6 protein-coding genes are annotated in these 4,953 nt (G+C 58.2%); all 6 read right to left on the bottom strand.

The annotated features are described in order from the left end of the window. Positions 1–100: 100 nt before the first annotated feature. Positions 101–313: a hypothetical protein gene (locus NUW23_03310; GenBank protein ID MCR4425208.1), complete on the bottom strand. Its 213-nt coding sequence runs from the start codon at positions 311–313 to the stop codon at positions 101–103. 179 nt (positions 314–492) lie between these two features. Next, the gene (locus NUW23_03305) at positions 493–1,653 is read right to left on the bottom strand and encodes a UxaA family hydrolase (GenBank protein MCR4425207.1); all 1,161 of its coding nucleotides are present in this window, start codon (positions 1,651–1,653) and stop codon (positions 493–495) included. After that, a complete protein-coding gene (locus NUW23_03300) occupies positions 1,650–1,964 on the bottom strand; it encodes a UxaA family hydrolase (GenBank protein MCR4425206.1) in 315 nt (104 codons plus the stop codon). Before NUW23_03300 ends, NUW23_03305 begins: the two co-directional genes overlap by 4 nt. Positions 1,965–1,976: 12 nt before the next feature. Then, on the bottom strand, positions 1,977–3,470 hold the full coding sequence (locus NUW23_03295; GenBank protein MCR4425205.1) for an FGGY family carbohydrate kinase: 1,494 nt from the start codon (positions 3,468–3,470) through the stop codon (positions 1,977–1,979). A gap of 17 nt (positions 3,471–3,487) precedes the next feature. Then, positions 3,488–4,474, bottom strand: a complete 987-nt coding sequence (locus tag NUW23_03290; GenBank protein ID MCR4425204.1) for a hydroxyacid dehydrogenase — start codon at positions 4,472–4,474, stop codon at positions 3,488–3,490. A gap of 80 nt (positions 4,475–4,554) precedes the next feature. Then, a partial coding sequence (locus NUW23_03285) for a dihydrodipicolinate synthase family protein (GenBank protein MCR4425203.1) occupies positions 4,555–4,953 on the bottom strand: 399 nt, incomplete at its 5' end.

Here is a 4,953-nt window from a genome sequence, read left to right as displayed (position 1 = left end):
CGTCAATGGCCGATCTGGACGGATCTACTCGACATGGTCATGGCAGTCCGACCCAGACGACGCTTCTCCGGACAGACGAAGTCCCGCATAGCGGGAGGAATCAGGCCTTCAAATCCCAACGACTGAGGTTGCCAGCGTCATCGAACTGCAATGGCTCTGGCTCACCTACCATCGTGCATCCGGGAAAGCCCGCTACTTCGGGCAGAAGGGCTTCTGAGACCAGCATGCGAGACAACTCGAGAGTATTCTTGATGCGGACCAGTCTGACCTTGTCCGGCTCCACGGGGCCAGCGGAGAACCTCAACCATGTCATGTATGCCTCTAGTCCCAGCTGTGACGGCGATCCTGGAGCCCTGCCGAACCATGGAGCCAAGCCCTATGCGAGCCAGCTCCTTCCGGATTTCCGCCTGGACGCCTTGGAGGGTAGAGGCGGCGATCTCCTGATTGACCCAAGCGCACCTGGGGAAGCGCGTTTCGGTCACGTTCCTCACCTCAGATTACGGGACCAGTAACATGTATGTCCATCGAAGTGGTGTAGTTGATGGCCTCAGATTTGGTCATGCGGCCCGACAGAACCTCAACGAGCGTCGCAAACACTTCATTGCCCATGTCCTTCAGGGACTTCTTCCCGAGTACAACCTGCCCCACGTTGACGTCCATGTCGTGGCTGAGACGTTCATAGACAGAGGGGTTGGCACAAAGCTTGATGACAGGGACAAACGGGAACCCCTGAGGCGCGCCGCACCCTGTAGAGAACAGAATGGCCTGAGCCCCTCCTATGGCCATTGCAGTCAGGACCTCTATCTCGCGTCCCGGGCAGTCTTTCGCCCAGAGGCCCGGCCCGGCCGGAGCTTCTGTGTACTCCAACACGCCCTGAATCGGCCTCGTGCCGGATTTGGATATGGCACCCAGGGACTTCTCTTCTATCGAGCTAATGCCCCCGCGGATATTTCCGGGAGTGGGCTGGCCAGATCTCATGTCTACTCCCATGGACTTGGCCCTGCATTCCATGCGGTCGACTATCTCCTTGATTCTGGCTGAGACCTCGGGGCAGACCGCGCGTTTCTGGAGAATGTGTTCTGCCCCAATGAACTCGGTGGTCTCGCCGAAGATCACCGTGCCGCCCGCGTCCACCACCCGGTCGGAGACGTATCCGATCACGGGATTGGCGGCTAGCCCAGATGTGGTGTCTGATCCCCCGCACTTGATCCCCATTGTGACTTTGGAGATCGGAAACTCCTGCCGGGGAGTACTGGAGATGGCGATAGCCATCTGTTGGGCGGCATCGATTCCGGCCTGTATCGTGCGGCTCGTGCCCCCGAGCTCCTGGAGCACCACGCGCTCAACCGGCTTGCCAGTTGCCCTGAGTTCCCTCACTAGCCTCTCACAGTCTACTCCTTCGCAGCCTAGACTGACTATGAGGATTGCGCCCAGGTTCGGGTTCTTGCCCAACCCTATCAGGGCATCAGTTACCCTGGTCAAATCAGGGGGAAGCTGACAGCATCCTTGATGATGAAGAATGCCTCGGGTCATCTGTGTCTGCCTGACTATGGCGTCTACTACTTCGTTTACACACACCACGCTCGGTATGACTCCGACGTAATTGCGGCTGCCGACTGAACCGTCAGGCCGCAGGTAACCGCGGAAGATCATATGCCCCGTTTCCCTTCACCTAGGTCACCCCGTCCACGAGTGCTGTCCAGGTTGTGAATGTGCACATGGTTGCCTGGGCGTATGTCCTGCGTCGCGATTCCAATGCTCTCTCCATACTTGAGGATGTGTTCGCCACGACGGATAAGGGCAACAGCCAGCTTGTGACCAAAAGGTATCGGATCAAGCGCGGGAAGGCTGGAGCATGCGGCGGTCTTGTCCAGGACCTCCGCCAGCTCACCTGCTTGGATGTCAGCAAGTGCCGTTGCCACGTTATCTGCTGGGTGAAGCCTGATGGCATTTCCTCTGTCCATCGTCGTCTCTCCTCATAGCGCCAGTGTTTCTCTTCTCGCGCAGGCCATTTCGTATATCCTGGCGGAAGTTGGCTCAGGGTCATAGTGGCGAACCACATGAACCATGGATTCCACAGCATCTTGCAGGGATCCAAAAGCGCCCACACCCCAGGCGGCCATGATGGCCGCCCCGAGCGCCCCCGTCTCTTCAGTCGCCACAGTCTCCACCGGAAGTCTGGTAGTGTCTGCGACAATCTGACACCACAACGGAGAACGCGCGCCTCCGCCCCCGAATCTCATGAGCTCGAACGGTTCATACCCTTCTTCCAGCAGCATCCTCAACTCAGTCCGCAGAATGTAGGCGATCCCCTCCATGATCGCCCTGGCGAATTCCTTTCTGCCGTGTCTCTCAGTGACTCCGATGAACGACCCAACGGGATGACCTGAGCCATCGAAAGCGACGTCCCCTGGCTTCGGCGGAACATATAGCAGCCCGTCGCATCCGGGAGACGCCTGACTTGCCATCTGATCTACCAGGACAAAAGCATCTATGCCACTTTCCTCCGCAACGACCGTTTCCAGGCGACCGAGTTTGTCTCTGAACCACTTCAGGGCGAGTCCCCCGGTCAAGGCGATGGCACTATTCAGGAAACCTACATCAGGAAGTATCTTACAGTCCACAATGGGGTTTTTGACGTGCACATACTCACGTCTGAAGCCACGGACCACCGCCACTGTACCGATACTGGCAGCGGCGATTCCAGGTTGGATGACTCCACAACCAACGCTGCTCATGAGCCCGTCCCCGCCGCCTATCACCACTGGTGTTCCGGGCGCCAAACCGAGGAACCTCGCGGTCTCTGCAGGGACCTGGCCAATGACATCGTGGCACTTCCAGAGCCGGGGAAGCATGGACTCGCGTATACCCCATGTCTCAAACTGGTCTCTCTGCCACTGCCGGGTCTCCATGTTGAAAAGCCCTGTGGACCTGGCGCATTCCCAGTCCAAGTGATGGGTGCCCAGGAGCCGATACACCGCATACTGCTTCGCGCACAGGATCAGGTTTCCCACGCGGTCAGCGTCCACTCCAGCGTGCTCCTTGAGCCAGTGGAACCGGGGGACAGCTTGCGAGCCGGTCCATCGCTGCCCGATCCTCCGCCGGTACTCATCCTCTGTAATGCCTTCGAAGACCTTGTCTTTGTGCTTGAGCGCCCGTTTATCTTTCCATGTCAGCATATTGGGGATTATGGGTTGGCCATCAGTATCCAGGGCTGTGAAGCCGCCCAGGTAAGTGCTGAACCCAATACCGCCAATGTGTTCAGGCGAGACACCTGAGTACTGTACGGCTGTCTTCACTGTGAGGGCGAATGCGTTCCACAGCTCGTCAAGGGAGTGTTCGCTTGCACCAGATGATGGGGATATGTCTTGGAGCTCCATTCGGCCCAGGCCCAGGACACTCCCATCCAGGCCGAACACAACCGCCTTTATGTTGGTGGTTCCCATGTCTACTCCGAGAACTGCTTGCATGTATGAGCTGCCCCTTTTCACATATCTGCCGGAGTGAGCACGGACGGATTGAGGACCCGGCTCATCTCTGGCCTGCGGCCTTCAAGAACTGCCACCACGTCAGATGCCACCATTGTGTCGATGCGGCGTGCCGCCTCAATCGTGTAGCCACCGATGTGAGGGGTGCAGATTACTCTCTCGTCAGCCAGGAGTTCTTCGCCTTTGGGAGGTGGTTCCACTTCGAGCACGTCAGTGGCGTACCCAGCAAGCTTGCCCTCGCGGAGCACCTGTACTAGCGCCTTTTGATCTACGACTTCACCGCGAGACGTGTTGATGAGATACGCAGTAGGTTTCATAAACGACAAGGTCCGAGCGTTTATCATACCGCGGGTTTCGGGTGTCGCAGGGCAGTGGATGCAGACGAAGTCGGACCGAGAAAGAAGCGTCTCCAGGTTCACAAGGTCTACGTTGAGTTCCTGGGCCTGCACAGGCAGGATGAATGGGTCGTAGCCCACCTTGGTGACTCCGAACCCGTCCAGTATTCGCGCAACCTTTCGCCCGATTGCACCAAGACCTACTATGCCAACGGTCTTGCCTTCGATCTCCGTGCCGGCAAAGGCCAGCCGTTCCCATTTCCCCTCCCGAACCGATGTCACAGCCTGGTGGATGCACCGGGTGATGTTCAGAAGCAGACCTACGGTCAGTTCCGCCACAGAGGTGGAATTGGCTGCCGGCGCGAAGGTCACTATAATCCCGTTCCTAGTGGCCGTCTCCACATCCAGGGAATCGGTGCCCGCCCCCCTAATGGCTATCATTTTGAGAGTGCTGCAAGATGAGATCCTCGAGCTGAAGCGACGCGGCGCGCCCACGATCACCATTGCCCGGCCAAGCAGATCGAGGAATACGCTCTCTTCGACCTTCAGGGCGTCCACTCTCTCGACCTCTGCCACAGTCTTGAGCAGCCTCACGCCGTCGTCAGCGAGAAGCCCAAATGAGTTTGATGCTATGATTACCAGAGGTTTCATATAATCTGCCTCCGTCTTGACTCCGATGACTGAAGCAGGGCCCGGCTCCAGCCGAGAAGCCGGGCCCATGGCTAGTGCAGTTAGAGGAGTCCTTCCTTCTCCATGGCCGCTTTGACCTTCGCTTTCTGTTCCGCGTCCAATGGAAGGAAGGGCATCTTGGGGAGCCCTGCCTTGATCCCGCGCAGCTCCAACATGGCATGACAGGTTGGAATGGTGGGGCCTATCTTCATCAGCTCGCGTGCCCTCAGCACCTTGGGCTGCATCGCTGCCGCCGCTTCAATTCCCTTCTCCACGGTGGCGACGTAGTAGTCAACCACAAGTTCCGGGCAGACGTTCGCAAGTCCCGCAACCATGGCCTTGGCCCCTGCCGCAGCCGCCGGACACCACAGGGCCTCGGTGCCGATTATCATTTCGAAATCCAGACCGGCTGCTTCTGTCTTGTCTTTGGTGTGCACGAAAGCCACGATGTCGAAACAGCT

The organism is Bacillota bacterium (assembly GCA_024655925.1).
In the GTDB taxonomy this organism is placed as follows: Bacteria; Bacillota; DTU025; order DTU025; family JANLFS01; genus JANLFS01.
The sequence above is the reverse complement of the archived record's forward strand: the minus strand, read 5'-3'. Positions and strand labels throughout refer to the sequence as shown.

Coding starts and splice junctions, on each gene's coding strand:
- NUW23_03310 (MCR4425208.1), bottom strand. CDS start 313: ATGACATGGTTGAGGTTCTCCGCTGGCCCCGTGGAGCCGGACAAGGTC.
- NUW23_03295 (MCR4425205.1), bottom strand. CDS start 3,470: ATGCAAGCAGTTCTCGGAGTAGACATGGGAACCACCAACATAAAGGCG.
- NUW23_03290 (MCR4425204.1), bottom strand. CDS start 4,474: ATGAAACCTCTGGTAATCATAGCATCAAACTCATTTGGGCTTCTCGCT.
- NUW23_03300 (MCR4425206.1), bottom strand. CDS start 1,964: ATGGACAGAGGAAATGCCATCAGGCTTCACCCAGCAGATAACGTGGCA.
- NUW23_03305 (MCR4425207.1), bottom strand. CDS start 1,653: ATGATCTTCCGCGGTTACCTGCGGCCTGACGGTTCAGTCGGCAGCCGC.